Annotated in this window: 3 protein-coding genes and 1 pseudogene; 2 read left to right on the top strand and 2 right to left on the bottom strand. The window is 73.0% G+C overall.

What is annotated here, in order from left to right:
• The coding region (locus AB0C69_RS36665) for an ABC transporter substrate-binding protein (RefSeq protein WP_360360149.1) at window positions 1-2,814 on the bottom strand (2,814 nt) is incomplete at its 3' end.
• Entirely contained in the window at window positions 2,814-4,475 is a 1,662-nt protein-coding gene (locus AB0C69_RS36660; RefSeq protein ID WP_360360146.1) for a serine/threonine-protein kinase, read from the bottom strand. The genes AB0C69_RS36660 and AB0C69_RS36665, both read right to left, overlap by 1 nt.
• Before the next feature lie 504 nt (window positions 4,476-4,979).
• On the opposite strand from AB0C69_RS36660, the gene AB0C69_RS36655 reads away from it, so the two are divergent.
• Together AB0C69_RS36655 and AB0C69_RS36650 are read left to right on the top strand one after the other, a co-directional pair.
• A complete protein-coding gene (locus AB0C69_RS36655) occupies window positions 4,980-5,276 on the top strand; it encodes a DUF4193 domain-containing protein (RefSeq protein WP_117404125.1) in 297 nt (98 codons plus the stop codon).
• Between the two features lie 52 nt (window positions 5,277-5,328).
• Window positions 5,329-5,881, top strand: a pseudogene (locus AB0C69_RS36650) (hypothetical protein); the annotation flags it as partial.

The raw sequence follows: 5,881 nt of genomic DNA, 5'->3' as shown, positions 1-5,881 counted from the left end.
AAGGGCAAGACAGAGCTGATGGCCATCATGGTCGAGGCGGCGGTCGGCACACCACTTGAGCGCGGCGGCCGCCGCGGTGGGGTCGCCGTCGTAGTCCGGCTCCAGCCCGACGTACTTGCCGGGCCGGACCATGGCGACCCGGACGTCGTTCAGCAGCGGGATGAGGGCCATGTCGTCCAGCGCCACCTTCTCGGCCTGCTTGAACAGGCCGGTCCGGTCCGCCGGCGTCGGCGTCCTGAGCGCCCTGGAGATCGTCCCGTCGAAGGTGGCGTTCCTCCACTTGCCCAGGTTGTAGAAGCCCGTGTCGCTCGTCTCGCCGCCGCCGAGCAGGGGCCACAGCATCGTGTAGGCGCCCGGGTAGTCGGGCCCGTACGGCAGGAAGGCCAGCCCGGACGCGTCCTTGGACATGACGTCGTCCCGGTACTTGGTGAACTCGGCGACGGGGTAGGACTTCATCTCGACCTGCAAACCCAGCACCGACTTCAGCTGCGAGCTCACGACCGCCGCCAACCGCTGGTCGACGGGCGACTGGCGGTAGTACAGCCGGACGGTCGTGCCGCTGGTCAGCCCGGCCTGCGCGGCCAGCATCTTCGCCTTCTCGAAATCCGTTCCGTCGCAGGACGGGCAGACGCCGCGCCGGCCGAACCCGGGAATCGGCGCCGGGACGATGCCGTAGGCGGGCTTGGGGAAACCGCCGAGCGCCAGGCTGAGCTTGCTCCGGTCGAGCGCGTAGGAGACGGCCTGCCGGGCCTCCTTGGACTTCATCGGGCCCTGGGTGGTGATCGGGACGAGCATCCGGGTGAACGGCGCGGGACGGGCGACCAGGCCCGTTCTCGGGGTCGAGGCAAGCTCCTCGGTGCCCACCGCGTACCAGTCGGTCTGCCCGGCCGTGTAGGCGGTGCGCCCCTTGGCGGAGTCGTCGGTCAGCATCACCGTGACGCCGTCCAGCTTGGTCTTGCCGAACTCCCAGCGGTCGTTGCGGACGAGCGAGACCGACGCGCCCTTGGTGTAGTCCCGCAGCTTGAACGGGCCGTTGCCGACGGGGCTGGTGTTGAACGCCGCGTTGTCGACCTTGCCCGCCTCCTCGGGGACGGGCATGAACGCCGGTTCGGACAGCCGGTCCGCGAAATCGCAGTTGGGAGAGGTGAGCGTGACTTCGAGCGAGGTGCCCGACACGACCTTGACCCCGGACAGCGACCCGGTCCCGCCGTCGGACACGGAGGAGTACCCCTCGATGTCGGTCATCAGGTAGGACGCGGGACCGGTCTTGTCCGCGGCGCTGCGCGCCCAGCCGCGGGCGAACGCCTGCGCGTCGACGGTCTCGCCGTTGCTGAAGCTCGTCCCGTTCCTGAGCGTGATGGTCCACCTGCGGCATTCGGCGTCCGGCCTGATCGCCGTCGCGAGCCGGTTGCGGGCGGCGCCGTCGGCGCCGACCTCGGTCAGGCCGGTGAACAGCTGCTTGCTGAGGAACCGCTCGGTGCCGCTGAGGGCGCGGGAGGGGTCGAACCCGCCGTCGGTGGCGGTCGGCGTCGGCATCGCGACGGGCAGCGTCCCGCCGACCCGTCCGCCGGTGGTCGTCGTGCCCTGGTCGCCGTCTCCGCGGAACTGGACCCAGGCCACGGCGGCGGCGAGAACCAGCACGGCCAGCACGGCGCCCCCCGCCCCGGCGAGGACGCCGATGTGGGGACCCTTCCTCCCCCCGGACGGCTTCGTGAAGTCGACCCCTGGAGAGGAGACGGACGGCCATGTGGCAGGGGTGTTCCCGTTGGGCGGCGGGGCCGGGGACGGCCACCCCGCGCCGGGCAGGGGCGGCGGCGCGTGCGGCGGCGTGTGCGGCACCGCGGAGTGCGGCACCGGCGGGGCGGCCTGGAAGGGCGCCGGCGTCTGCGTCCGCAGCCGTGCGGACTCGGTGGCCGCCGTCTGGGCGCCCTGGGTGAGCATCAGGGCGTCCTGGGCGGGGCCCCGGGCGTCGGGCTGCTGGGCGCCCGCCGACTGCGGGAGGCTGCCCGCGAGCGCCAGCAAATGCGCCAGGACCTGCTGGGAGGCGGGACGCAGCGCCGGGTCCTTGCTGAGGCAGTTCGCCACGATGCCGCGCAGCGGATCGGGAAGGTCGCCGAGGTCGGGCGGCAGGTTCAGGATGCGGTGCATCACCGCGGGGATCGAGTCCTGCCCGAACGCCGGCCGCCCGTTCGCCGCGTACGTCATCGTGGCGCCCCAGGCGAACACGTCGGCGGCGGGCCCGACCATGGCTCCGGAGATCTGCTCCGGCGCCATGTAGGCGGGGGTGCCGACCGCCGTGCTCGACATGGTGCCGGTGGCGTCCAGCGCCCGCGCGATCCCGAAGTCGATCACGCGCGGGCCGTCCGGCGCGAGCAGCACGTTGGCGGGCTTGAAGTCGCGGTGCACCACCCCCGCCTGGTGGATCGCGGCGAGCGCCGTCATCGTCCCGATGGCCAGCCGGTCCAGGTCGGCGCCGCGCCGCGGGCCGTCCTGCGCCAGCACCCGCGACAGCGCCGGCCCGTCGATGTACTCGCTGACGATGTAGGGGCGGTCGCCCTCGACGTCGGAGTCCAGGACGCGGGCCGTGCAGAACGCCGACACCCGCTTGGCGACCGCGACCTCGGCCGCGAACCGGGAGCGGGCCTTCGGGTCGCCGCTGAAGCGCGCGTGCAGCAGCTTCACGGCGACCCGGTGGCCCGGCTCGTCCTCCCCGAGGTAGACGGCGCCCTGCCCGCCCTCGCCGAGCAGGCCGGTCAGCCGGTACGCGCCGAGGCGGGAGGGATCGCCCTTGCGGAGGGGGGCGACCTCGGTCATTACTTGGACACGGTCCCGTACGCGGTCGCGGTCGTCTCGGACTGGAGCTGGCGCCACTCCCACCGCATCGTGGTGCCGCCGGAGGACGGGACGAACGTGACGTACCCGGAGGCGCACTCCTTCGGGTCCATCCCCGCCATCGGCGTCTCCCGGTACTGGACCTTGGCGCTGTTCTCGTCGCCGGACAGCAGCGAGAGCCGGGTGTAGCAGGTGTTCTGGGCGCCGGACGGATAGGTGTACGTCGCGACGCCGCTGGAGTACAGCAGCGAGAACTTGACGTTGAAGGAGGTGTGGCCGGATTCGGCGCCCGGCTGGTACCCGTTGCCGGTCCAGTTGCCGAGCAGGCCCCCGCTGGTGCTGCCGGTCGGGCTGTCGGTCGGCGTGTAGGTGTTCGGCGGCGAGTAGGTCGGCGTCGGCGGGTCGTCGTCGCTGTTGGCGCCGATGACGGCGAGCACCACGACCACCAGGATCACGATCAGCGCGAGCGCGCCGCACCCGATCGCGATGATCGGCCCGGCGGAGCTGGACTGCTTCGGCGGCCGCCCGTACTGCGGCGGGCCGGGCGGCATCGGCATCCGGGGCTGCGTCTGCGGCGGGGGCGGCATCGCCGCGCCCTGGTACATCGGCATCGGCGGCGGCGTGATCGGCTGCTGCGGATGCCCGGCGGGGCCGGGCATCCCGCCCTGGTGCAGCGGCATCGGCGGCGGGGTGATCGGCTGCTGCTGCGGCTGGGGCCGCGGCGCCGGGGGCACCGGGGGCGGCGGCGGAAGCTGCGAGGCGATCCGGGTGCCCTGGTTGAGCAGGTCCTCCTGGCCGCCGCCCTGGTTCGCGGGCGCGGCGCCGACATGGCCGAGCAGGTTCAGCAGCAGCTGCGCCGCCGGGGGGCGCAGGCCCGCGTCCTTGGACAGGCAGCGCCCGATCATGTCGCGCAGCGGCCCCGCGGGCAGCGCCGACAGGTCCGGCTCCTCGTTGAGGATCCGGTTGATGATGACCGGCAGCGTGTCGGCCTCGAACGGCGACTGCCCGGTGCCGGCGAACACCATGGTCGCGGCCCAGGCGAAGATGTCCACCGCCGGGGTGAGCGGCGCGCCGGTGAGCTGCTCGGGCGCCAGGTAGCCGGGCGTGCCCACCACCATGCCGGTCGCGGTGACGGCGCTCTCCTGCGAGTTGACCGTCCGCGCGATGCCGAAGTCGACGACGCGCGGGCCGTCGGAGGCCAGCATGACGTTGTTCGGCTTGAAGTCGCGGTGCACGATCCCGGCCTCGTGGATGGCCGCGAGCGCGGTCACCGTGCCGATCGCGAGCCGCTCCAGCTCCGCCGCGCCGCGCGGGCCGTCGTGCGCGACGACGTCGTGCAGGGAGGGCCCGTCGATGAACTCGCTGACGACGTAGGGCTGGTCGCCCTGGACGTCGGCCTCCAGGACCCGGGCCGTGCAGAAGGGCTCGACCTTCTGCGCCGCCGCGACCTCGCGGGTGAACCGTGCGCGTGCGGCCGGATCGTTGGCCATCTGCGCGTGCAGCAGTTTGACGGCGACGTACTCGCCGTTCGGCGCCTTGCCCAAATAGACGGCGCCCTGGCCTCCGGCGCCCAACCGTCCGATGACCTCGTACCGTCCGAGTGCCCTAGGATCGCCCGGCTCCAGCGGAGCGGCATCCGGCATCTGACCCTCCCGTGACCCGCAGTGATGTCCGCGACATTGTGCGCCGGACCCGCTCGCGGGGCCCCGTGCCGGCGATCGCCGGGCTGACCCCCGCAGGGGATCCGCCCCCAACCTCAGGCGGGCACGATATCGCGTTAGTTCTGACGTTTCACTGATGTATCCGGTTCGGTGTTCCGCCTGCCGGGTACGGCCGTCCCGGCGCACCGGGGCGGCCGGTGCGCACAATGCCTCCGGGACCGATATGATCCCGCCGCCGCGGGAACCCCGGCAGGCGCCGCGGCCCCCGGAACGGGGCCGTGTCTCCCGCCGGGTATGTGATGGATGACACAGTGCGAGGGAAGAGTCGGGTGATGGGTGTCACTCGTGGGAACGGTCGCGCCTCGTGTGTCGCAGGTCACCAACCGTGACAGAATTTCCCGCCCGGATCGGGCACAAGAACGGCCCCCCGAGCGTTAGATCCGCGCGACGGGGCGCATAAAGCACTGAGGGGGATGGAGACAGAAGATGGCGACCGACTACGACAGCCCACGCAAGACAGACGACGACCTGAGCGAGGACAGCCTCCAGGAGCTCCAGGCACGCCGTGCCGACAAGGCGGCGAGCATCATCGACGAGGACCTGGACGCCGGCGAGGTCGCCGAGCTGCCGGGCGCCGATCTGTCGAACGAGGAGCTCACCTTCCGGGTGGTGCCTCGGCAGGCCGACGAGTTCACCTGCACGCGCTGCTTCCTGGTCCACCACCGCAGCCAGCTGGCCACCGAGAAGAACGGCCAGCCGGTCTGCCGCGAGTGCGCCGCCTGACCGGCGGCGGACACGGGGTGACGGGACGAGGGCGCGTGACGGGAGAGGCCGGGTGACGGGAGAGATCGAACCGCGTGGTGGCGAGGTGGAGCCGGCGCGCGGCGACGGCTCCACGGAGCTGGGCGAGCTGATCGGCCGGCTCGCCTCCGACGAGGACATGGACCGCGAGACCCGCGGCCGCCTGCTGGGGCGACTGGCCAGACTGCTCGGCCAGAGCGCCCGGAAGGTGGGGGCCGCGGGCGTCGCGCGCGGCAGGTGGCTCGCCGACCTGCTGCTCGCGGCGGCGCCGCACATCCCGATCCGCGATCTGGAGACCCTGCAGGCCCACCACCACGGGCTGATGGGCGAGGAGCTCGCCGACCGGATCGTCAAGGCGGCGGGCAACGCCACGACCGCCGTCGGCGCCGCCGGAGGCGCGCTGGCCGCGGTGGAGTTCGCCGCCCCGCCGCTGCTGCTGACCGCGCCCGCCCAGCTCGCCGCCGAGACGCTCGTCGTCGCGGCGATCGAGGTCTCACGCCGGGCGAGGGCGCGGTGTTCACCGACGGGATGGACTACCCGCACCTGGTCCGGATGCCGGACGGCTCGCGCCTGGAGGAGGCCGCGCC

Source organism: Actinomadura sp. NPDC048032, from assembly GCF_040653175.1.
Taxonomy (GTDB): domain Bacteria; phylum Actinomycetota; class Actinomycetes; order Streptosporangiales; family Streptosporangiaceae; genus Spirillospora; species Spirillospora verrucosospora.
The sequence above is the reverse complement of the archived record's forward strand: the minus strand, read 5'-3'. Positions and strand labels throughout refer to the sequence as shown.